A 351-nucleotide genomic window follows, 5' to 3' on the forward strand; every position below is an offset into this window, starting at 1 on the left:
GCTGAGCCGACCGCCCATGCCTTCGGCCTGCTCCCACATGCCCCACGCCAACGACACCGCCGGCAAACCCTGCACCCGCCGCGACACCGCAAGCCCATCCAACACACTGTTCGCCGCCGCATACGCCGCCTGCCCCGCATTGCCCACCACACCGGCAAAGGAAGAGAACAGAACGAAAGCATGCAGCTCACTGTCGCGAGTCAGCTCATGCAAATGCACCGCCGACTCCGCCTTCACCGCCAACACCCGGCCCAACCGCTCAGGAGTCAGGTCCGCGATCAGGCCGTCATCGAGCACACCGGCGGCATGCACAACACCCCGAAGCGGCACATCCGCCGGAATCGCATCCAG

1 protein-coding gene is annotated in these 351 nt (G+C 66.1%); it reads right to left on the reverse strand.

The genetic code is table 11. The features are described 5' to 3' along the window. Positions 1-351 (reverse strand): KR domain-containing protein (locus JK363_RS41765; RefSeq protein WP_201883536.1); only part of this gene is annotated, 351 nt, incomplete at both ends.

The sequence above is a fragment of the Streptomyces coffeae genome, assembly GCF_016741875.1.
Taxonomy (GTDB): domain Bacteria; phylum Actinomycetota; class Actinomycetes; order Streptomycetales; family Streptomycetaceae; genus Streptomyces; species Streptomyces coffeae.